The 21,720-nt window shown below is 59.6% G+C and carries 22 protein-coding genes; 11 read left to right on the top strand and 11 right to left on the bottom strand.

The features are described from left to right. The first annotated feature begins 4 nt into the window (after window positions 1-4). Complete coding sequence (locus tag ACP148_RS06550) at window positions 5-511, top strand: DUF2231 domain-containing protein (RefSeq protein ID WP_421950156.1); 507 nt, start codon at window positions 5-7, stop codon at window positions 509-511. On the opposite strand, the gene ACP148_RS06555 is transcribed toward ACP148_RS06550, so the two are convergent. The 6 genes from ACP148_RS06555 to pobA form a co-directional block, all read right to left on the bottom strand. Beyond that, window positions 512-847 carry a hypothetical protein gene (locus tag ACP148_RS06555; RefSeq protein WP_425033293.1) on the bottom strand — a complete coding sequence of 112 codons (336 nt, stop codon included), beginning with the start codon at window positions 845-847 and terminating at the stop codon, window positions 512-514. It lies immediately after the preceding gene. A gap of 5 nt (window positions 848-852) precedes the next feature. Then, entirely contained in the window at window positions 853-3,378 is a 2,526-nt protein-coding gene (ctaD, locus tag ACP148_RS06560) for a cytochrome c oxidase subunit I (RefSeq protein ID WP_421950158.1), read from the bottom strand. Further along, a complete protein-coding gene (gene coxB / locus ACP148_RS06565; protein WP_421950883.1) occupies window positions 3,371-3,982 on the bottom strand; it encodes a cytochrome c oxidase subunit II in 612 nt (203 codons plus the stop codon). Before coxB ends, ctaD begins: the two co-directional genes overlap by 8 nt. 68 nt (window positions 3,983-4,050) lie before the next feature. Next, entirely contained in the window at window positions 4,051-4,554 is a 504-nt protein-coding gene (locus tag ACP148_RS06570) for a CopD family protein (protein ID WP_421950159.1), read from the bottom strand. After that, window positions 4,551-5,300: a cytochrome c oxidase assembly protein gene (locus tag ACP148_RS06575; RefSeq protein ID WP_421950160.1), complete on the bottom strand. Its 750-nt coding sequence runs from the start codon at window positions 5,298-5,300 to the stop codon at window positions 4,551-4,553. Before ACP148_RS06575 ends, ACP148_RS06570 begins: the two co-directional genes overlap by 4 nt. A gap of 112 nt (window positions 5,301-5,412) precedes the next feature. Then, the gene (gene pobA / locus ACP148_RS06580; protein WP_421950161.1) at window positions 5,413-6,585 is read right to left on the bottom strand and encodes a 4-hydroxybenzoate 3-monooxygenase; all 1,173 of its coding nucleotides are present in this window, start codon (window positions 6,583-6,585) and stop codon (window positions 5,413-5,415) included. Window positions 6,586-6,694: 109 nt separating this feature from the next. Between pobA and ACP148_RS06585 the strand changes: the two genes are divergently transcribed. Then, the gene (locus tag ACP148_RS06585) at window positions 6,695-7,579 is read left to right on the top strand and encodes a helix-turn-helix domain-containing protein (RefSeq protein ID WP_421950162.1); all 885 of its coding nucleotides are present in this window, start codon (window positions 6,695-6,697) and stop codon (window positions 7,577-7,579) included. Here ACP148_RS06585 and pcaQ read toward each other — a convergent pair. Then, on the bottom strand, window positions 7,557-8,471 hold the full coding sequence (gene pcaQ / locus ACP148_RS06590) for a pca operon transcription factor PcaQ (protein ID WP_421950163.1): 915 nt from the start codon (window positions 8,469-8,471) through the stop codon (window positions 7,557-7,559). The two genes, ACP148_RS06585 and pcaQ, sit on opposite strands and share 23 nt — an antisense overlap. A 96-nt stretch (window positions 8,472-8,567) precedes the next feature. On the opposite strand from pcaQ, the gene pcaD reads away from it, so the two are divergent. The 7 genes from pcaD to panC all read left to right on the top strand — a co-directional run bounded on the left by pcaD (window position 8,568) and on the right by panC (window position 14,055). After that, entirely contained in the window at window positions 8,568-9,377 is an 810-nt protein-coding gene (gene pcaD / locus ACP148_RS06595) for a 3-oxoadipate enol-lactonase (RefSeq protein WP_421950164.1), read from the top strand. Next, a complete protein-coding gene (gene pcaC, locus ACP148_RS06600; RefSeq protein WP_421950165.1) occupies window positions 9,374-9,778 on the top strand; it encodes a 4-carboxymuconolactone decarboxylase in 405 nt (134 codons plus the stop codon). The genes pcaD and pcaC overlap by 4 nt, the downstream gene beginning before the upstream one ends. Then, entirely contained in the window at window positions 9,771-10,523 is a 753-nt protein-coding gene (gene pcaH / locus ACP148_RS06605) for a protocatechuate 3,4-dioxygenase subunit beta (protein ID WP_421950166.1), read from the top strand. Before pcaC ends, pcaH begins: the two co-directional genes overlap by 8 nt. Further along, window positions 10,523-11,134 (top strand): protocatechuate 3,4-dioxygenase subunit alpha, encoded by a 612-nt coding sequence (gene pcaG / locus ACP148_RS06610; RefSeq protein WP_421950167.1) that lies wholly within the window; start codon window positions 10,523-10,525, stop codon window positions 11,132-11,134. The genes pcaH and pcaG overlap by 1 nt, the downstream gene beginning before the upstream one ends. Beyond that, on the top strand, window positions 11,134-12,195 hold the full coding sequence (locus ACP148_RS06615) for a 3-carboxy-cis,cis-muconate cycloisomerase (protein WP_421950168.1): 1,062 nt from the start codon (window positions 11,134-11,136) through the stop codon (window positions 12,193-12,195). Before pcaG ends, ACP148_RS06615 begins: the two co-directional genes overlap by 1 nt. 166 nt (window positions 12,196-12,361) lie before the next feature. Beyond that, on the top strand, window positions 12,362-13,204 hold the full coding sequence (gene panB / locus ACP148_RS06620) for a 3-methyl-2-oxobutanoate hydroxymethyltransferase (RefSeq protein ID WP_421950169.1): 843 nt from the start codon (window positions 12,362-12,364) through the stop codon (window positions 13,202-13,204). After that, on the top strand, window positions 13,201-14,055 hold the full coding sequence (gene panC / locus ACP148_RS06625; RefSeq protein ID WP_421950170.1) for a pantoate--beta-alanine ligase: 855 nt from the start codon (window positions 13,201-13,203) through the stop codon (window positions 14,053-14,055). The genes panB and panC overlap by 4 nt, the downstream gene beginning before the upstream one ends. Before the next feature lie 5 nt (window positions 14,056-14,060). On the opposite strand, the gene ACP148_RS06630 is transcribed toward panC, so the two are convergent. The 4 genes from ACP148_RS06630 to ACP148_RS06645 form a co-directional block, all read right to left on the bottom strand. Next, complete coding sequence (locus ACP148_RS06630) at window positions 14,061-16,790, bottom strand: ATP-binding protein (protein WP_421950171.1); 2,730 nt, start codon at window positions 16,788-16,790, stop codon at window positions 14,061-14,063. Beyond that, window positions 16,787-17,020 carry a hypothetical protein gene (locus ACP148_RS06635; RefSeq protein ID WP_421950172.1) on the bottom strand — a complete coding sequence of 78 codons (234 nt, stop codon included), beginning with the start codon at window positions 17,018-17,020 and terminating at the stop codon, window positions 16,787-16,789. The genes ACP148_RS06630 and ACP148_RS06635 overlap by 4 nt, the downstream gene beginning before the upstream one ends. An 11-nt stretch (window positions 17,021-17,031) precedes the next feature. After that, complete coding sequence (locus ACP148_RS06640; RefSeq protein ID WP_421950173.1) at window positions 17,032-17,424, bottom strand: response regulator transcription factor; 393 nt, start codon at window positions 17,422-17,424, stop codon at window positions 17,032-17,034. 87 nt (window positions 17,425-17,511) lie between these two features. Next, the gene (locus ACP148_RS06645) at window positions 17,512-19,092 is read right to left on the bottom strand and encodes a helix-turn-helix domain-containing protein (RefSeq protein WP_421950174.1); all 1,581 of its coding nucleotides are present in this window, start codon (window positions 19,090-19,092) and stop codon (window positions 17,512-17,514) included. Window positions 19,093-19,265: 173 nt separating this feature from the next. On the opposite strand from ACP148_RS06645, the gene ACP148_RS06650 reads away from it, so the two are divergent. Beyond that, entirely contained in the window at window positions 19,266-20,618 is a 1,353-nt protein-coding gene (locus tag ACP148_RS06650) for a substrate-binding protein (RefSeq protein WP_421950175.1), read from the top strand. Window positions 20,619-20,690: 72 nt separating this feature from the next. Further along, window positions 20,691-21,719, top strand: coding sequence for a branched-chain amino acid ABC transporter permease (locus ACP148_RS06655; RefSeq protein ID WP_421950176.1), 1,029 nt, complete (start codon window positions 20,691-20,693; stop codon window positions 21,717-21,719). Window position 21,720: the final 1 nt, after the last annotated feature.

The following is a 21,720-nucleotide window of genomic DNA, read 5'->3' on the forward strand; positions in this document are numbered from 1 at the left end:
TATTATGAGCGAAGATAGGGGTGAGGCGACGCGCAGTCCGATAATCGCCGATGTCATGGAGCATGACGTGAGGTCTGCGGTGGCCGTTGCCGGTCATCCTATTCACGCAATGATGGTTCATTTCCCGATTGCCCTGGTCTTTGCGACGCTTGGAGCGGACATCTTCTACTGGTGGACGGGCGATGGCTTCTGGATTCGCGCGGGTCTGTGGTCTGCCGGGTTCGCGTTCTGGTTCGGCATTGCCGCCGGGATTGCCGGAACTGCCGAACTGGTTCTGGTCAAGGGTATTCGCGGCCGGGTGGGCAGTTGGACGCATGCGATCGCGGCCATGACCCTGATCGCCATTGCCGGCATGAATTGGGGCGTCAGGCTTAATGACGCCGATGCTGTGCTGCCGTTGGGCCTGGGGCTCTCGGTGCTGGCCGGAATGTTCACGGGCTTGGCCGGCTGGCATGGCGGCAAGCTGGTCTTCGATCATGGAGTGGGGATGATCGTCGGGCCAGACGAATAATCACACGCACATCGAAACGAAAACGCTCGGCACGAAGACAAAGATTGTGGCGCCAAGGGCAGCAGCGCTCCCCAGCGCCCCGATCCGGGCGAGGCTGGGAGCTGGACGGCCGGCATTCGCGGCCTTGCGCCAATGACCGGCGCTCCAAACGGTCACCGCAATCATTGTACCGGAGGCGGCCACGGCCAGACCGACAATCACGCCGCGCTGGAGAGCCGGGGGCCATCCGAAGGCGCACCCTATCGCATTGACGGCATAGAGGGTCACAAACGCTGCACCCCAAAGGGCGAAGCCGATTACGATCACCAGTATGGATCGGGGTGGAACGGGCGTCATTTCCATCACCGCACTTCCGCAAGCATGCCGATAAGCGAAGGCATTAAGAGTACCAGCGCCATGGCGATGGTGCCGGTGCTTGCCGCATAGTCATGCCAGAGCCGCGAGAGTCTGAGGCTCAAATTGCGGCGGGGTGATATATAGCCGTTGCGTGCTTTGAGCAGCGCATTGAGCCCAAACATCAGGCCGCCAAAGGCATGGAGCCAGCTATAGCCCATCAGTGCAGCCACCGTCGCTGTGTGAGCGTGCGCCGTTGGGTCGGGCAGCGTTGCAAGCGCAAATGAAAGCATCAGCACCGAAGCAACATCGACAGCGAGCGTCGACATCAGCATAGGCATGAAAGCCCTAGCTGACCGGTTCGCGCTTTCGGTCCAGTGCATGAGTGCAGCTGCCGCGAAAAGCAATAGCGCCGTCGTCACGCTCCAGAATCCGGACGATACGATTTCGGCCGGGGGCCAGCCGGGCGCAATAAGCCAAAGGTACAGCGTCCCGAAGACCAGCGACGCGAACAGCGTGCCATTGGCTGCAAGCGCGAACACCATCGCCCACCAAGGCGTCGGGCCATCGACCTCGGTATCGGGCAACGCCCGCTCGCTGCGTCCAACGTCGATCGGACCTTCGTCAACCTTCGATCCCGTGCGGGCGGCCCAGAAAAAGAAGCTCACAAGCGTTGCCAGCGCGAATAAGAGCGCCACTAAATAGAATTTGAATAGCAGACACAGCACCATTACGCCGGTCAGTGCCGCCGAGACCAGCGGCAAATAGGTTGAATTGGGCAGGACGACGACATGTTCGAGCTGCCCCGTCGTCATATCCACCCCAAGGGTTTCCATCCGCCCATTGCGCACAAAGCCAAGATATCCATGTCCGGCTGCCAACTGCGGCCCCAGGCTGTCGGGATGGATGGAGTCGGCCCTCTTGTCGACGCTTGGCAACGAAGCAAATGCGTAGGACGGCGGCCGCGTAGGCATGGCCCAATCGAGGGTAGAGGCTTTCCAGATGTTGCGTCGGAACCCCCGGCCAAACCGGAATTGCAGAATCATATCAACCGCAAACAAGGCGAAGCCCATAGTCAGGATGAAGCCGCCAACGCTCGAGAGAAGGTTCAGCCAGTCCCACCCGAAATTGGATGGATAGGTATAGACGCGCCGTGGCATGCCCATGAGCCCGGTCAGATGCATCATGAAGAATGTCAGGTTGAAACCGACAAAGATCAGCCAGAAGGCCGGCACCGAAATGCGGTGCACGGTTTCGCGCCCGGTGATGTGGGGCAGCCAGAAATAGATTGCTGCCAGCATGGGAAATACGAAACCCCCGACCAGGACATAGTGGAGATGGGCGACGACGAAATAGCTGTCATGGGCCTGCTGGTCGAAGGGCACCATAGCCAGCATGACGCCGGTCAGCCCGCCAATCACGAACACCAGGAAAAAACCCGTGACATAGAGCATGGGGATATCGAAGCGCGGCCGGCCGTGGGCCAACGTCGCCAGCCAGGCAAATATCTGCACCGCCGTCGGAATGGCCACCAGCGCGCTGGCGGCGGAAAAGAACGCCAGCGCCAGATGAGGAATGCCCACGGTGAACATGTGATGCACCCACAGGCCAAACGACAGGAAAGCCAGTGCGACGATAGCAGCGATGATCGCGTGGTAACCGACAATCTGCCGTTGTGCGAAAACCGGTATGATCGTCGAGAGAACACCCGCCGCCGGCAGGAAGATGATGTAGACCTCCGGATGCCCGAACAGCCAGAACAGATGTTGCCAGAGCAGGGGATCGCCCCCGCGCGTCGGGTCGAAAAACGGCAGATTGAACGCGCGCTCGAGTTCGAGCAGGATCGAGCCCAAAATCAGCGGCGGAAACCCGAACACCATCATCAATGCGGTAACCAGCATGTACCACGCAAACAGCGGCATGCGGTCGAGCGACATGCCGGGCGCCCGCAGCTTGAGGACCGATACGGTGATTTCTACCGCCGCCGAAACCGCCGATATTTCCACGAATGTGACGCCGAGCAGCCAGATGTCGGCATTGATTCCGGGCGTATAGGGCTGCGAAGAAAGCGGTGTGTACATGAACCAGCCGCTGTTGGGCGCGACGCCGAACAGCATGGAAACGACGATGATCATGCCCCCGAAAAGGTAACACCAATAGCCATAGGCGGTAAGGCGCGGGAAGGCGAGGTCGCGCGCGCCCAGCATCTTGGGCAGCAGGTAGATGGCCAGCCCTTCAAGCATCGGGATGGCGAAAAGAAACATCATCACCGTGCCGTGCATGGAAAACAGCTGGTTGTAGATTTCCGGCCCGACAAACGCTGAATCCGGTGTCGCCAGTTGGGCCCGGATCAGCATGGCGAGTACGCCGCCGATTGCAAAAAACACGAAGGCGGTCAGCATGAATCGCTTGCCAAGCACCGTATGGTTGACCGCCGCAAGCCGCTGCCAGCCCGGCCCGGTGCGCCAGACCCGGTCCAGGGCCTTGTGGAGCCGAATCGGCGAAATCTTTTCGGAAACGGCGGGATCAACCATTGGAGAGCTCCGCCATCAGCGCTTCAAATGCCGCGCCATCATGGGCCTCGATGGTAAAGCGCATGTCGGTGTGGCCAGCACCGCAAAATTCCGCGCAAACGCCGCGATAGGTGCCAGGGCGGTCGGCCTGGATTCGTATCGTGTTTTCATGACCGGGTATCGCGTCGACCTTTCCAGCCAGCCGCGGTACCCAGAACGAATGGATGACGTCGCCGCTGGTGACGATAATGTCCACCGGTTCACCGGCTGGAATATGCAGGATGGCCGTGGATTTCGCATCGGGAGAGTCAGGATAGGAAAATTGCCATTGCCACATGGCCCCGTGTGCAGCGACGCGCGTCGGCGGTTCGGCGAGTACATGGGGCAGCAGCCTTTCGCCGGCAAACAGGGCATAACCAACCAGGACGGCCAACAAAGCGCTCGGTATCGCGAGCCCACCCCATATGATCCAGCGCAACGGTGCAACCGATCGGCCAAAACTCGGGCGTCTCCAGACAAGCCACAAAAGGCTGGCAATGAGCAGAAACAGTGCCACGGCCGCCCAGAACATGACCCACCATAGAGTTGCAATGGCAGCCGCGGCAGGACCTGCTGGATCGAGCACCGACAATGATCCTGCACAGCCGCCCAATAACGGGATTGAGACCAGTATCATTGAAATCGGTCGTACTCTCACCGGAAATCCCAACCGAGCATATTGCCCGCAATCTCTGAGAGACGGCCAGGCAGCAGCCAATCCGGCGTCAGCCGCGATACGTCGATATCGGGTTTGGCGGAGACGACGGCAAGGATTGCCGACACCACCGCGAGCGTCCCGCCTGTCACGACGACAAACCTTATCGTTGAATAGCGGGAAGTCTCGTCAAAGAGCTTTAGTATCAGCAGCCCCGACAGGATGTGGGTGATAACCATCATCCCCACGAGGGCAAGCTTTAGCGCAAACCAGGGCTCGAACGTCGAGCGCAGGAAGATCAAGCCCGTCCCGCTGCCGACAGCAACGAACGCTGCAGGTGATAGGATGACCACGTAGAAAAAACGCACCATTGCGTGCAGTCTGTTCAGGGCATCGGGGCGGGGAACGTCTTTGCGCTGCGCGAACAGAAACGGCAGACAGACCAGCCCTGCGGCCCAGATTGAAATCGTCGCGATATGGACGAACTTCAAAAATGTCGTCATAGGGAGAGGCCCGACCGCTGACGAGAGGCAACGGCGTTGGTCAGGCGCAGAACCAGCCATACGCCCGCCAGAAGGTAGGGCACCATTGCCGGCACCCACATCAAAAGGCCCGCCAGTTGCTGGTCTGCTAAAGCCGACAGACCAAAAGGCGCCGTGGTGGTGAGGTGCGGTGCGTAAACCGGGTAGGGGGCAAAGACAAGGAGCGCGCCCAGCAATCCCATCTGGGCGATGAATGCAACCAGAGCAATCATTGCTCCACCTGTCCGAGCCAGCGGCGAAAGCACCTCGCGCCAGAACAGCCAGGACGTTGCCAACAGCGAAAGCTGCATCAGCCAGTAGGGGCCGGCGCCAATTATCGCCCATTCATAGGCACTGGGGGCGTGCCAAAGCCAAACGGTCAGTCCATTAAGCAGTGTGGCCGCCGACAAGGGCAACAGAGGGCCGTTGCGCCAGGGCAGGGCGACAGCGACCAACGGCGCGATTATGCCGATCAGAATGATATGATGAGCCACGCGCGCCGAGAACAGCGCTGTCGTCAGGTCGCAAAGTGGAGAGAAAAACGCTAGGAAGATCAGCGCCAACGTGGCCGCTAACGCGCCGCGTCCTGTGTTGTCGCGCCGGCCCGAAAAAAGCCAGGCGCCAAACAAACCAATTATCAGCGCCGCTGCGAACGGATCGAACGACCACCGGGACCAAAGGTCCTCAGGCAAGGGCGGTGGCCCACAATAGGCATCGGCAAAATCCATTCAATCGGTCCCCCCTTAACCGAGACGCGCAATATGCGCCGTGTGGATTTTTCAATGCCGAGGGCGAAAAATCGTTCCCGTCGATGATTCAATCAGGCGAAGGATCGGAGCGTCATTGTGCCCGAAACCCAGTGTAGTTTTCGGCCAGGGATTGCTGCGCGATACGCGAGGCGCACAGATAGTCGAAATCGGCACGCTGGATGCGACGTCCGAAGTCGCCGCTGTCCGGAAACGTGTGGAGGAGCTGGGTCATCCACCATGAAAAGCGCTCGGTACGCCAAGTATTTTTAAGAACCTGGCCGGAATAGGCGTTGATCCCCGCGTCGGATTTTTCGCTGTAATGTTCGGTTAGCGCGGTGGCGAGTTCCCGGACGTCATGAATGGCCATATTGAGGCCCTTGGCGCCTGTCGGGGGAACGATGTGGGCAGCGTCTCCCGTCAGGAACAGGCGCCCAAAACGAACCGGTTCGGCAACAAAGCTGCGCAGCGGAGCGATGGACTTTTCTATCGACGGACCGGCCTTGAGGGCTTGGGCAATTTCGGGATTGAGCCGGGCGCGCAGTTCATCCCAGAATCTGTCATCGGACCAGTTTTCCGCCTTCTCGGTGGAGTCGACCTGCACGTAGTAACGAGATCGGGTATGGGAGCGCATCGAGCACAGCGCGAAGCCCCGCTTGTGATGGGCATATATCAGTTCCTCGGCGACGGGCGGCTGCTCGACAAGAACCCCGAGCCAGCCGAACGGATAGACCCGCTCGAAGAGCGAAATAGCGCTTTCCGGAACGCTGGCTCGCGACACGCCATGAAATCCGTCGCAACCGGCAATAAAATCACATTCGATCTGATGGCTTTGTCCGTCCTTGGTAAAGGTGACCCGCGGCGTCTCACCGTCAAAATCATGGATCTGGACATCGCTGGCATCGTAGATCGACTTGGCGCCGGAGGCTTTACGTGCGTCCATCAGGTCGCGTGTTACTTCGGTCTGGCCATAGACCATGACCCTGCGCCCGATCAGGTCGTTGAAATCGATGCGCAGCATGTCGCCGTCGAAAGACAATTCGACGCCATCGTGAAAAATGCCCTCGGCTTCCATGCGCTCGTTGACACCCATTTGGCGCATCAGGTCCACCGAACTCTGCTCGAGAACACCAGCCCGGATACGCCCCAGAACATAGTCCGCGCTACGCTGTTCTATGATCACAGCGTCGATGCCAGCAGTCTCCAACAGCCGTCCCAGGGTCAGTCCAGCCGGCCCAGCCCCGATAATAGCAACCTGAGTGCGCATGACAGTCCTCCACGATTGATGGCGTTTTTTGCCTGTTCTGGAGGCAGGGTGAGGACGACCGGCGTAATTGCCAATGGACAGGCGCGACAAAGAGTTGGATTATAGCAACATGGAAGCCATTCCGACCTACGCACTTTACGGCGAGAACGAAAACAGCGGCGAAAGCTGGCTGCACTGGGAGACGATTACCTCCCGGTCGCGCCTGCACGGCTTTCGCATATCGCCCCATCGGCACGACCAGCTTTACCAGATCCTTTATCTCAGAGGGGGCGTTGCCACGGCCATGCTCGATGGCGATACCTTCGAGATTTCGCCGCCGGCCGTTGTCATCGTGCCTCCGCTCACGGTTCACAGCTTCGTCTTTTCCGAAGGTGTCGATGGTTTTGTTCTGACATTCTACATCCAGGATGTCCGAAACGGCCTCGCGGACATCGGAACCGCGATAGATGGGTTGATGCGCCCGTGCATCCTCAAGCCGGTTGCCGGGGTCGTGGAGGCCGACGAACTTGATAATGCGGTCGAACGGCTGATCGCCGAAGCCGATCGCAGCGCACCGGGGCAGGTTGCAGCGCTGAGGGCCAGACTGAACCTTCTGCTTGTCGCTGCGCATCGGCTCGATCTGGCCGCGGCGCGAAACGAAGGCTCAGGAAACGGAACGGCCGGCCGGCATGCTCATGCGTTTCTGGGCCTTGTCGACCGCCATTTCCGGGATACCCGCAAGGTGGGATTTTACGCCAGCCGGCTGGGCATAACGCCGACGCATCTCAACCGCGTTTGTCGGCAGGTTCTGGGGCTCTCGGCACTGACGATAATCGAGCGTCGTATTTTGCTTGAAGCCCGTCGCTATCTTCAGTTTTCCAGTTTGAGCATCAAGGAAATCGGTATCGTTCTGGGCTATCCTGATCCCGCCTATTTCAGCCGCTTCATGTCGCGGCGGTTGGGGCAGGGCCCGCAGGCGATACGTGATGGTCTCAGCCGCCATGTTCGCGCGTAGCATCGCGTATGGTGCGGGTGAGGATTTCGAGCGAGGCGTTGGAGGGCGAGCCCTCTCGGGTCGTCAGGCCCACCGCTCCCTGAGTTTCAGTCGTCTCGATGGGAAGCGCCACGAGCCGGCCCGCGGCAATCTCACGGATCACCACCCCTTCGGAAATTACCCAAACGGCGTCGGTCTGCGACACGAAGACGTGCCCGAAAGAGTCCGAGACCGTTTCTATCGCATGAGGCAGGTCCGCCAACCCGTGTGCCAGAAGATATCTGTCGACATAGGGGCGGATAACCGAACCGTTGGGGGGCATCAGGATGGTATGATCGCGGATGCCCTCGAAATCGAATTGATCGCTGGCGAGCAGCGGATGCCCGGCGCGGACCACAAATCGGACCTGCTCGGAATAGAGATATTCGAACGTCAGGCCCACCATCTGCTCGGGCGCCGCCAGCCGTCCCACGACCAGATCGAGAGTTCCGGTGCGCAATTGGCCAAGCAAGACCTGGTTCTCGCCAGTAACGATCTTGATCGGACTGTCCGTGCCCTCGGCCAGAAAGCGCGACATTACCCTTGGCATTATGCGCGCCGAGACCGTGGGCAACGCACCGATGCGGACCGGCGGCCCGGCATCGACCCGGCTCAGGCTATCGATGCCGGTCTGGAGAGCGGCAACGGAAGCGCCCGCATGGTGCAAAAACACTTCGCCGTAGCGCGTGACTTTAAGACCGCGCCCCTCCTTTTCGAACAACCTCTTGTCGAGAATGTCCTCGAGTTCGCGGATTGTCTTGGTCACCGCCGGTTGGCTGACCGCGAGCACCTGCGCCGCGCGCCCCACGGAGTTCTGGCGGACCACTTCAATGAATGTGCGCAAGTGGCGGAAGCGAACGCGGCTGTCAATCATCGCAATATCCATAATCCATGGGTTATCTATACCGCTGATAGTTTCATTTTACAAAACCAATCATACGTTCCAATCTGACATTGTCGGAGGAACCCCATGGACTGCATCAAAGTCGGCGACATTGCTCTTCACTATCGTGCGTGCGCGGCCGCAAATGGCGCCGCCACGGTTGTGTTCATCAATTCCCTAGGCACAGATTTCCGCATCTGGGATGCTGTGATTGCTGCGCTGAACACCGATCTGGGCATTGTCGTCTACGACAAGCGCGGCCACGGGCTGTCGGCCCTCGGCGAAACGCCTTATTCAATCGCCGATCTTGCCGGCGATCTTTCGGGCCTGCTCGACGCCCTGGCAATATCGAAAGCCGTTATCTGCGGGCTTTCGGTCGGTGGACAGGTCGCCCAACAGCTCTATTTCGAACGGCCGGACCTCGTTTCCGGGCTCGTTCTGTGCGATACGGCCGCGAAAATCGGCGAGCCCGATTTCTGGAACCAGCGCATCGAGACCATCGCCCGCGATGGTCTCGGATCGGTCACCGACGGCATCATGGAGCGCTGGTTCAGCAGGCGCTTTAGAACATCGGGCGACCCGCTTTTCATTGTCTCCCGCACCATGTTCGAGCGGCAGCCCGTCGATGGGTATCTGGCGACCTGCGGTGCGATTGCCGGTTTCGACAGGCGCGCCGACACGGGGGCTATTTCGGTCCCCACCACCGTTCTTGTGGGTTCGGAGGACGGCGCGACCCCGCCCGATCTCGTGCGCGGCTTTGCCGATGCCATTCCCGACAGTGATTTTCAGATCATCGAGGGGGCAGGTCATCTGCCCTGCATCGAAACACCCCAACCCGTTGCAGCAGCCATTGGCGCGCTGGTTGCACGGGTCGCACAAAAGGAGCACGCCCAATGACGCAGCACGAGGGCCCAACGGCCCGCCACAATCAGGGCATGGCGACGCGCCGCAGTGTGCTCGGCGAATCCTATGTCGATAAGCGGGTGGCCGCGACGACCGAATTCGAGCGCCCATTTCAGGACCTCATCACCGAGGCCGCGTGGGGACACGTCTGGTCGCGCGGCAATTGGGACAAGCGCCAGCGCTCGATCGTCACCATCGCTCTTCTTGCCGGACTGGGCCACTACGATGAAATGGTGATGCATATCGAGGCGACCGTGCGGACCGGCGCGACCGAGGACGATATCCGCGAGATCATGCTCCATGTCGCAATTTATGCGGGCGTTCCCACGGCAAACCATGCGATAAAGCTGGCCCGGCAGGCTCTCGACCGCATGAGGGGAGGCAAGGATGAATAATCGTTTGAGCAATTCTCGCGCCGAGGCCGGCGCGTTCATGGAACGCGACCATTCCCAGCATCCCCCAGCCTTCGCGCCCGGATACAAATCCTCGGTCCTGCGGGCGCCGAAACAATCGCTGATCAGCTTCGCCAGCACGCTCAGCGAGAAGACCGGTCCGGCTTTCGGTCACAACATGCTGGGCGAGTACGATAACGACCTGATCATCAATTACGCCAAGTCGGGAGAGGAGGCCATCGGCCAACGCATCGTCGTGCATGGGCGGGTTATCGATCAGAACGCAAAACCCGTGCCCAATGTCCTTGTCGAGTTCTGGCAGGCCAATGCGGGTGGGCGCTACCGCCACAAGCGCGAGGGCTACCGCGCGCCGCTCGATCCGAATTTCGGCGGCTTCGGGCGCACGATCACCGATGATGAAGGGTATTACTGGTTCCGCACCATCAAACCCGGTCCCTATCCTTGGCCGAACGGGGTCAACGACTGGCGCCCGGCCCATATCCATTTCTCGCTTTTCGGCACCGGCTTTGCCCAGCGCCTCATCAGCCAGATGTATTTCGAGGGCGATCCGCTCATCAAGATCTGTCCCATCGTCAATACGATCAGCGATCCCGATGCGATCGACCGGCTGGTCGCGCGGCTCGATATGAACAACACGATCCCGATGGATCTGCGCGCCTATCGTTTCGATATCGTGCTTCGGGGGCGCCGCTCGACCTTCTTTGAAAACCGCAAGGAGGGCAATTGATGTCAAAGCCGCTCGATTACCTCAAGGAAACGCCTTCGCAGACGGCCGGGCCCTATGTTCACATCGGAATGACTCCCAATGAATATGACATCAAGGGTGTGATCCCGGAAGATCTTGGCCTCAGGGTCGTCTCGGACGGAGTCAAGGGCGAACGCATAAAGGTCACGGGCCGCGTCATCGATGGCGGCGGCAATGCGGTTGGCGACTGCGTGATCGAAATCTGGCAGGCCGATGCCAACGGCATCTACAACAGCCCCATGGAACACCGCTCCGGTGTCGATCCCAACTTTTCGGGCTGGGGGCGCCAGCCTGCGGGTTCAAACGGCGAGTTTTCGTTCGATACCATCAAGCCCGGGCCGGTGCCCCTCGCCGGCGGCGGGCTCATGGCGCCGCACATTACATTCTGGATCGTGGCGCGAGGCATCAATGTGGGCCTGCAGACGCGCATGTATTTCTCTGATGAGGAAGAGGCCAACCAAAAGGACCCGGTTCTTGCCAAGGCTCGCATGATCGCCCGCGATAAAACACTGATCGGCCAGCGCGACGGCAATGTTGTAACCTTCGATATCTATCTTCAGGGTGAAAACGAAACGGTGTTCCTGGACGTCTGATGTCTCTTTCTCCCTTCGACCATCCGATCCTCTCCGGCCTTTTCGGCGATCCCGAACTGGCCGGATTGCTGTCCGCCAAAGCCGATGTCGCGGCCATGGTGGCGTTCGAAATGGCTCTGGCCGCGGCCCAAGCCGAATGCGGCGTTATTCCGCACGCGGATGCGAAGGCTATTGCCCGGCTGGAGACGGACTACGAGCCTGATTTCGAGGGCTTGCAAGTTGGACTGGGCAGGGACGGGGTGGTGGCTCCCGAACTGGTCCAGCAGATGCGCAAGAGGCTGGTTGGCGAGGCTGCATCCTCTCTTCATTTCGGCGCGACCAGCCAAGACGTCATCGACACCAGCCTCGTCATTCGCCTCAAATCGATAACGGCAATCTTAAAAGCCCGCATCGTCGCCGTTGAAACGGCCCTTACGAGGCTGTCCAACCAGTTCGGCGGTCGCAAGCTCATGGCCCGCACGCGAATGCAGGATGCGCTCGAGATTACCGTCGCCGATCGGATTGCCGATTGGGCCGCGCCTCTTGCCCGCCACCGCAGGCGTCTTGAAGAGATCGAGATGCGTCTGCTGGTTGTCCAGTATGGCGGGGCGGTGGGTGTCCTCGAAAAGCTCGGGGACAATGGTCCGCGCGTTGTAAAAGCGCTGGCCAGCCGGCTGGGCTTGGGCGTCACCGAAAAATCATGGCACAATCAGCGGGATACCATCGTCGAATTCGCCGACTGGCTCAGCCTTGTTTCAGGGAGCCTCGGCAAGATTGGACAGGATATCGCGCTGATGGCGCAGAATGTCGCTGGCGATGTGGTTCTGGCGGGGGGCGGAGGGTCTTCCGCCATGCCGCACAAATCAAATCCGGTCTCGGCCGAGGTGCTCGTCACTCTGGCCCGTTATGCGGCGGGAAGCAGCGGAACCGTGGCGCAATCGCTTGTTCACGAGCAGGAGCGCTCCGGTGCCGCCTGGACGCTGGAATGGCTCGTCCTGCCGCAGATGGTTTTGGCCGCCGGCAGCAGCCTGGTGATTGCCTCTCGCCTTCTCGATTCCATCGAAACGATTGGTCAGGACTAGCCGTCTGCGCCAATTTCGGGTGCGTTCAATTGCACCGCTCTGCTCAATTTGTCCCGATCAGTCCAATGTCTGGGTTTGAGCGTGCCTTGAGATCGGGTAAGAGAGCCGCCATATAGCAGGCATGGACGATCCGGATTTGAACCGGGTTACATGTGGGAGTGTTCCGATGACCTATGGCAAGGCCCCCAAACCACCCCTCAGCCCACCGGCCATTCTGGCACGGAAAGGGGGCGAACCCATCGTGTGCCTCACCGCCTACACGACACCGATCGCCCAACTCGTCGACAACCATTGCGACCTCGTTCTGGTCGGAGACAGCGTCGGCATGGTGCTGCACGGCCTGCCCAATACGCTCGGGGTCGGCCTCGATATGATGGTGATGCACGGCAGGGCCGTCCGCCGCGGCCTGAAATCGGCTCTGATGGTCGTCGATCTGCCGTTCGGCACCTATGAGGAGAGCCCCGAACAAGCCTTCCGCAATGCTGCAACTCTGATGCGCGAAACCGGGTGCGATGCCGTCAAGCTCGAGGGCGGCGTGCATATGGCCGAAACCATCGCCTTTCTCACGCGCCGCTCAATTCCAGTTATGGCTCATATCGGATTGACCCCGCAATCGGTTCATACGATCGGTGGCTACAAGGTGCAGGGCAGGGGCGCCGACGCCCACGCCATTCTGCGTGACGCTCAAGCCGTTTCAGAGGCCGGCGCCTTCGCGGTGGTCATCGAAAAAGTGCCAGAAATCCTCGCGCGACGCATTACCGCGGACATCGATACTCCGACCATCGGGATCGGCGCTTCGGCATCGTGCGACGGGCAGATTCTTGTCGTTGACGACATGCTGGGCATGTTTGCCGACTTCAGGCCCAAATTTGTCAAGCGCTATGCTCAATTGGCGGAAGACGCTGAAACGGCCATAGCGGCCTATGCCGAAGATGTCCGGTCTCGCCGTTTCCCGGCTGCCGAGCACGTATTCGGTGATGTGCCTGCCAGCATCCCGGATGCCGGATGAGCATGCTCATCGTTCGAAATGTCGCCGAGATGCGGGCGCAAATCGCGCAGTGGCGCCGAGCCGGGGACAATATTGCAGTCGTGCCCACCATGGGGGCCTTGCACGAAGGTCACCTCTCTCTCGTCAGGGTCGCCAGGGGCAGGGCCAGGCGCGTTATTGTCACGCTTTTTGTCAATCCCAGCCAATTCAACAATGCCGAGGATCTCGCCAAATATCCGCGAGATGAAGAGGCAGATGTCACCCGGCTCGACGCCGAGCATGTTGACCTGCTTTATGCACCGAGCGTCGAGGAGATTTATCCCGAAGGCTTTGCCACCAAGGTTTCTGTCTCCCGGTTGAGCGAAGGGCTTTGCGGCGCGCATCGTCCCGGTCATTTCGACGGCGTTTCGACGGTGGTCACCAAGCTGTTGCTCCAAACCCAGGCTGATACCGCCTTTTTCGGCGAGAAGGATTATCAGCAGCTCAGCGTTATCCGCCGTCTCGCGCGCGATCTTGATATTCCAGTTGAAATCGTTGGCGTGCCAACGGTGCGTGAGGCCGACGGGCTGGCCATGTCGTCACGCAATGTCAGGCTAAGCGAAACGGCCCGCAAACAGGCGCCCGCCATGGCCGAGGCGCTGAGAGCAACGGGTGCTGCCATTGAGGCGGGGCAGTCTGTTGCAATTGCCACCGAAGCCGCAAAGGCAGAGCTTCTGAATGTGGGGTATTCGGAGGTCGAATATCTCGAACTCCGCGATGCCGAAACGCTTGAGCCGCTTTCCAAACTCGATCGTCCGGCCCGGCTTCTGGCCGCCGGCTGGCTCGATGGCGTGCGGCTCATCGACAACATCGCCGTCTTGCCGACGCGCTGAACCCCCTATTGCGCGGCACCGGCCTTGTTTTGCGTTATTAACGGTAGGGTGATCCGGAAACAGGCACCTTCTTCAGCGGTTGAAACCAGTTCAAGAACGCCCTCCATGCGGGAAACGATCTCCCTGCTGATGGGCAGCCCCAGCCCGGCTCCGGCATAGGGCCCGGTTTCGCCGAGTCTGCCGCGATAGAACTTGTCGAAAATCCGCGGCCTTTCTTCCTCGGCGATCCCGATGCCGTTGTCTTCGACTTCGATGATATAAGCGCCCCTCTTGAGTCTTGAACGCACCTCGACAACCGGGGCGATGGCGCCATTGTATTTTATGGCGTTGGAAATCAGGTTGATAAGCACCTGGCTCAGCCGATCAGGATCGGATCGTACATAGGCGGCCGACGCTCTGGTGCCAATGTTGACTTTCGTATTGCTCTGGCGGGCCAGGGCGTCACAGACCCGAAGAGCCTGATCAAGCGATTCCTCGGCGTCGATGGGCCTGTTTTCCCAGGCCCGCTCGCCACGTTCGAGCGCTGAAAGGTCCAAAATTTCGTCGAGGAGAGATGTCAGCCGCAGGCTTTCCTTGTGAATGGTGGATACGAATTTGGCCCTCGAGTCGTCGTCGAGGCCCTCGTCGTCGAGCAGGATTTCAGAAAAGGCCCGGATCGCCGTCATCGGCGTGCGCACTTCGTGGCTCACCTGACTGAGAAACTCATCCTTTTGCAGGTCCACCTTCCGTAATTGCCGGTTGGCTTCCTCGAGCTTTTCGGCGGTCGCTCGCAATTGGGTGGAGGTCTTTTCCAACTCCTGGGAATATTCGATAGCCTGTTGGGTTTCGTCGGCCATCTGCATCACTTCCTCAAGCGAGATGGAGTCGCCGGAAACCACCTTGGAAAGCATGACATGGGCCGAGGCGGCGCCGATCGATCCGGCCATCTCACGCTCCAGCCGCCGGATGAAAGATGAACTCGGCTCGAGCGTCGTCCAAGGCATTCGCGCCTGCTTGGCCTCCTCGGAAAACAACGCCACGGCGCGCTCATGACCGAGAACCCGACGGGCGACCAGAAACAGGTCGTCGGCCGTTGCTGATCCGCGAAGGGGACTGGCCTCGTTGCTGGTGCGGCGGAAGACGTTAAGGAACAAAGCCGCCTGAACATGTTCGAGAGCGGACTGGTTGGTCACCAATGAGCCCAGGATTAGCACCGTGGTGTTAAGGAACAGACTCCAGAATACAGCGTGGGTAAGGGGGTCGAGATCGTCAAATCCGAACAGGCCCTGTGGGCGTAGCCAGTCAATCCCCCAGGGTCCGTTGGCCATCACCGAGGCGACAAAAGGCGATGACGAGGCGAAGGACGGCATGAAACTTGCCCATAGCCAGACAATAAAACCAACCGAAATCGCGCAGATAGCGGCTTTTGTTGAAGCATCACGCCAGAAAAGGCTTGCAAGTATGGAGGGCAGGAATTGAGCAACCCCGGTAAACGAGATCAACCCGATGGGCGCCAGGGCATCGGACCCACGGGTCAGATAGAAATAAGCGAACCCCAGCAACAGGATGAGCATTATTGAGAGGCGTCGCGCATTGAGGATCAGTCGCCGCACACCGTGGCCATCCCCGATCCCGTCACCGGACGTCAATCTCAGCATGATCGGCACGACGATGTGGTTGGAAACCATGATCGAAAGTGCAATTGATTCAAGGATAATCATTGAGGTTGCCGACGAAAATCCGCCGATGAATGCAAACAGCGCCAGCGCATCCTGACCTTGCGCCAAAGGCAGTGTGAGCACAAACATGTCCGGGTTTGATCCCACCGGCATAAAGGTGAGCCCAAACAATGCGATAGGCAACGTAAATAGGCTCATTGCGAGCATATAGGCGGGAAAGGCCCAACTCGCCGTGCGCAAGTGTTTTTCATCGGAATTTTCGACGACGGTGACCTGGAATTGCCGGGGCAAGCATATGATCGCCGCCGCGGCCAGCACCATCATGGAAATCCAGCGATCGCCGAAGGTTTCGCCGGCATGGACGTTCAGTCCCGCCGTTTCGGCATTGGCAAAAATCGCATCCATGCCGCCGCCGACATAGACAACGAATACGCCTACGGCGAGGAGCGCGGTGAGTTTGACGACGGCCTCAAAAGCAATGGCGGCCACCACGCCGTGGTGTTGTTCTTTGGCATCCACATTGCGGGTGCCGAACAGGATGGTGAACACGGCCATGCCGGCTGCAACACCAAAGGCCAGCCCGACTTCATCCCAGCCTTCGAGGCTCCCTCTCCCGAATTCAGACGAACCGGCGATGGCCTCGATCGATGAGGTTATGGCCTTGAGTTGAAGAGCAATGTACGGCGCGATGGCGATTACGGCCAGCACGGTTATCAGCACGGCCAATGTGCTAGACTTTCCGAAGCGGGACGACAGCAAATCCGCAATCGACGTGATGCGCTGGTCATGGCTGATGCGAACCAGACGCCTCAGAATAAACCACCAGCCAACAAACACGATGGTCGGGCCCAGATAGATCGTAAGATATTCCAGGCCGTTGCGCGCTGCGGTGCCTACGGCGCCATAAAAGGTCCAGCTTGTGCAATAAACCGAAATGGAAAGCGTATAGACAAAGGGCGAGCGCAGAAATCCGCCGCTTCTGTTGCGTGTCTGTCGGTCGCCGAGGTAGGCGATAACGAACAACAGTCCGACATAGGCCACGGCAGTTGCGATGACGAGGTCGGAGGTCAACGTCATCGGTGCTCCTCGCCCGGCGGCTGGTGCGGCTCGTCGCGTGGCAGCACATAGCCGAACCAGGCTGCTCCGATAACGAGGAACACCCACAGTCCAAACAAAAAGAGGGTTGCCACCGGCAAACCGGCTATAAATCCGTCGAACCTGAACAGCAAAATCAGCGGCGGCAGTGTCGCCATCGCTCCGAAGAGTGCGAAAAACAGCGACGCGCCGATGATCTTACGCCGTGTCATGGCCCATCATCTTAACTGGACTGTCGGTGGTTGGCAGGCGCACCGAGCAAGCTGCGCACGGCTTCGACGACATCGGCGTTGGAATAGGGCTTGGTAACGAATTTGTTGGCCCCAAGTTCTTCGGCGATGCGACGGTCCTGCTGTTGGCCCTTCGCGGTCAGGACGAGAACCGGCAAATCGGCTGTGCTCCGATCGGTCCGGATTTGCTTGAGCACTTCAAAACCGCTGCGCTTGGGCAGCATGATATCGAGAACCAGCACGCGCGGTCGCTGCCGCCGCACGGCGTCCATGACGGCCTCGCCATCCATGACGGCACTTATGGTCCATCCTGCTCTTTTCAGAACAAAATCAAGCGCTTCAAGGATACTCGGCTCGTCTTCTGCTATGAGAACATCGATCGCCAAAACTCCCCCTCCGAGCCCCTTCCTCCTCGGGACATGTTTTCACATAACCGCAATTGGCGCCATTCGCCAAGCCCCTGCGAGCGGGCGTCAGGCTTTGGCTGTGGTCAAAGTGGGCTCGTCGCCGGGAGCGAAAGGCGCTTCCTCCCGGCTGACGCAGTCTGTTCGCGTGCAGAGGCGGCAGGTTGGCCCGACCGGCACGTCGGCATTGGAGTCGCCAAGGTCCAATCCGTCGGCATAAACGGTGCGATCGGCGTGAAGAATGTCCGTCACGAGCAGGACCGAATGGGGAAGAGCCTGATCGGCGAAGCCGGACGCGCGGCGCGAGACCGCCTTGGCCACGAAAAGAAACCGGGAGCCATCGGAAAATTGAACAACTTGCCGGACCAGTTGGCCCGAGGATCGAAACGCTCCGTAGAGCGCCCAGAGGGGACAGGCGTGGCCAGTATGGGGTAACAACAGGCCAGGGAGAGGGAAGTGTTTGGTGAGGCGTCCCGCCGGATCGGAGCGCAGAAAGCCGAAAGGCACTCCCTCCGAACCCTCTGCACGCAGCGTCACGAGTCGGTGTGCAATCTGCTCAAAGCTGGCATTGTAACGCTCGCTGAGCGCCTCGACGTCGTAGCGCAGGTTTTCAGCATCGTTGAGAAACTGGTCGTAAGGAAACAGCGCCGCGCCAGCGATATATGAGGCAAGATAGTTTCGGGCGAGGCGGCGAGCGGTTTCCGATGACAGGTGAGGAACCCTGACGGCGTCGTCCAATACCTGGTCGCTGGTCAACTCTGAGATCAGCCTGACCATTTGAAACTGGCGGGTCGATTGTGGGACCGTATTACGGAACCACTGTACTTTGCGTTCAACATCGTGGCCAAAGGCGCGACCGGCCCGCGGTCGCGCGTTGCGCTCTACGCGGACGCCATGGACGGTCTCGAGCAGATGGGCGATGGCAGCTTCCCCGAAGGCGCCCGATGATTGCATATCCCTGGCGATTTCCGCGCCCCGCAGTTCAAGTGCGGGGAAATAATTGCGCGCCGCGAAAATCATGTCGTCCAGTTCGCGTCGCACAGAAGCGGACCTGCTTACCGTGCTCGCATGATCGAATTGCCCGATGAGATTTTGTGCCACGGCCGAAAGACCGCGTGTCTCCTTCGAGATCGAGGCGACGAATTGCGTCCGCTCGGAGCTGCTGAGGTCCTCTACGTCTTCCAGGATTTCGGCCGAGGAACGTACGGCGGTAATGCCCGACAAAACCTGGTGTAGAAGCTGACTGAGCAGCGGATCTGCCCTCAACCTATTGGCATATGCGTCGGCACTGGCAGATGCCGCCACATAGGCTCGATAAAGCTTGGCAATGACGCGAGCGATCTCAGGTTGTGTGGCGACAAGACTGCGGGCCGTCTCCATGCCGAGGCCGACATCGGCGAGTGCCGGGTCGGCAAAGGTCTCGACCAACTCGTGAATGAGTCGATGTTCGGCCTCTCCGGTAAGCTCGTCGATGGAGATATCGAGTTGTGCCGCTATGCGCTGGAGTAGGGTGCCGCCAACCTGTCGCTTATTGGCTTCGATGAGATTGAGATAGCTGGGCGAGATTTCGACGCTGCGCGCCAATGCTGCCTGTGATAGCCCCAAGCCCTTGCGTCTTGTGCTTATTCGAAGCCCAATTGGTGCTCGCATCCGTCCTCGTTTGTCAAATACTTGACGCAATATGCACGGCGTTTGGTCAAAGCTTTACAAGATTTCCTATAAATTACAATAGCATATTGCTCTCTCATTAACGGCGCCTAATACTCCAGCGGTGGATTTCGGGCATATGGAGGTATGTCCCGCCGCACCAAAGGAGGAGATTAATGAGCGATTTTAAACGCGGAATCAGCCGTCGTCGCGTCGTCAAGACAGGCGTGGCTGGCATCCTGGCGACGGGGGTTTCGCCCCTCATTCTGTCCAAGGGGGCTTGGGCGCAGGAATTTTGCAACGCGCCGACCGGTGACACCGTCACCTTGGGGTTCAACGTCCCCCAGACGGGCGCTTATGCCGACGAAGGCGCGGATGAACTCAAGGCCTATCAGCTGGCGGTCGAGCATCTCAACGGTGAGGGCGACGGCGGTCTGATCCCTCATTTTTCGTCCAAGACGCTCACTGGCAACGGAATTTTGGGCAAGCGAGTCGAATACGTGACCGGCGACACCCAGACGCAATCCGACCCCGCCCGTGAATCGGCCCGCCGCATGATCGAACGCGACGGCGCGGTTATGATTACCGGCGGTTCGTCGTCCGGTGTGGCTATTGCAGTGCAGAGCCTTTGCCAGGACATGGGCATCATTTTCATGGCGGCATTGACGCACTCGAACGACACAACCGGCAAGGACAAGCGCAAATACGGATTCCGCCATTTCTTCAACGCCTATCAGTCCGGCGTCGGTCTCGGCCCGCAGCTGGGGGCCGCCTATGGCAATCAGCGTCGGGCCTATCACCTGACGGCCGACTACACCTGGGGCTGGACCCAGGAAGAATCGATGATTGCGGCGACCGAGGCTCTCGGTTGGGAGACCGTCGAGACAGTTCGCACGCCCGTGGGAGCCGGAGATTTCAGCCAGTATATTACGCCGGTTCTCAACTCAGGCGCTGACGTCCTGATCCTCAATCACTACGGTTTTGACGGTATCAATTCCTTGACCCAGGCAACCCAGTTCGGTCTTCGCGACCGTCAGGCCAACGGCCAGGATTTCCAGCTCGTTCTGCCATTGGTGTCCGATCTCATGGCCGCCGGTGCCGGCTCGGCGATGCAGGGCGTTTACGGTACGTCGAACTGGTACTGGAGCATGCAGGACGAGGGCTCGAAAGCCTTTACCGCTTCGTTCGGCGCCAAGTTCGGATCGCCCCCCAGCCAGGCGGCCCATACCGCCTACGTTCAGACGTTGCTTTATGCGGATGCCGTGGAGCGGGCGGGGACCTTCTATCCGCCCGAGGTTATTGCCGCCCTTGAAGATTTCGAGTTTGACGGCATGGGCAATGGCCCGACGCTTTATCGTGGGTCCGATCACCAGTGCTTCAAGGACGTTCTGGTCGTTCAGGGCAAGGAGCAGCCCTCAAACGAGTTCGATCTGCTCGAAGTGGTCAACACTGCATCGCGCGAGAGCGTGACCTATGACCCGTCGATCTTCGGCGGCGACCTGGGCCCTGCCGAGCCGCAAATGTGCTGATGCCGAACTGACGGCTGTTTGCATGTCCGGCCGCTGCGGTGGCCGGACAAACCTACATCTGGAGCCAAATCGATGGATGCGATTCTCGCGCAATTGCTCAACGGGCTGGACAAGGGCGGCGCCTACGCCCTTATCGCCTTGGGTCTTACTCTGGTTTTCGGCACTTTGGGTGTCGTCAATTTCGCTCACGGCGCGCTGTTCATGCTCGGCGCATTCTGCGCGGTCACGTTCCGTGCCCTCATCACCATGGAGAGCGTCACGATCGACGAAACCCAGCTTTCGCCCTGGGGCTCTCCTCTCGAAGTCCGCACGCCGATGGCCGAAACGTGGTTCGGCGATTTCGGCGCGGTGCTCGTTGACTATTCAGTTCCGTTTTCGATCCTGCTTGCCATTCCCGTCATGCTGATTATCGGTGTTGCGATGGAGCGCGGGCTGATCAAGCATTTTTACAAGCGCCCCCACGCCGAACAGATTCTGGTGACGTTCGGTCTGGCCATTGTCCTGCAGGAAGTGGTCAAGGCGTTTTTCGGTCCCAATCCCTGGCCGCAACCCATCCCATCCGACCTGCGTGGCGCGACCGATGTGGGCGCTCTCTTCGGTATGCAGGCTGGCGCCGTGACTTATCCGCTCTGGCGGCTTGTCTATCTTGGCTTTTCGCTCGCTGTCCTGGCCGCAGTGTTCGCGTTTTTACGCTTCACCACCTTCGGCATGGTGGTTCGTGCAGGCATGGCTGACCGGGAAACCGTCGGCTTACTCGGGATCAATATCGATCGTCGATTTACGATCATGTTCGGTCTAGCCGCCGTGGTCGCGGGCTTGGCGGGAGCGATGTATACGCCCTTGTTGCCGCCCAATTACAGTCTTGGAATGGATTTTCTGGTGCTCTCGTTTGTCGTTGTCGTGGTCGGTGGCATGGGATCGTTGCCGGGGGCGGTCGCTGCCGGATTCTTGTTGGGGATTCTGCAGTCCTTTGCCTCAATGACGGCGATCAAGGCCCTGGTTCCCGGCATCGACCAGATCATCATTTATGCCGTTGCCGTGATCATTCTGCTCGTTCGCCCCCGTGGCCTGCTTGGCCGGCGCGGCGTGATGGAGGCCTGAG

Origin of the sequence: Pelagibacterium sp. (assembly GCF_965249125.1) — a bacterium.
Taxonomy (GTDB): Bacteria; Pseudomonadota; Alphaproteobacteria; order Rhizobiales; family Devosiaceae; genus Pelagibacterium.